Here is a 434-nt window from a genome sequence, read left to right on the forward strand (position 1 = left end):
AGCTGGTGATGCCCGACCGCGTGGGCGACATTGAGGTGTTGCGGGTGGTCTACCCGGCACCTGCATCCAACTAACTGTTGTTGGTTGCTGTGTTGCTGCTGCGCTCTGCGCGCAGTACCGAGGGCGTACGGCGCAGGTTGCGTAGCGCAGTCTCCAGGTGGGCCGTGTCACGCACCGCAACCAAGAAACGCAGGTCTGAGGCGTCCTGCACACCGTCCTGCCCCATGTCGATGTGCAGGATGTCGGCCTCGGCCGAAGCTAGCGCTGCAGCCACTTTGGCCAGCACGCCCTTGCCATTGTTCACGGTCACCACCACGCCGGTTTTAAACGGGCGGATCGGCTCATCGGACCACTCCACACCAATGAAGCGCTCGCTGTCCTTGTTCTGCAGCTTGCGTGCCACCTGGCACTCTTCCCGGTGCACCACCAAGCCC

At 63.1% G+C, this 434-nt stretch carries 1 protein-coding gene; it reads right to left on the reverse strand.

The genetic code is table 11. The features are described 5' to 3' along the window. Window positions 1–70: 70 nt before the first annotated feature. Window positions 71–434 (reverse strand): ACT domain-containing protein (locus AC1D1Y_RS26465; protein WP_477684963.1); only part of this gene is annotated, 364 nt, incomplete at its 5' end.

Source organism: Polaromonas sp. P1_G1 (assembly GCF_056405595.1).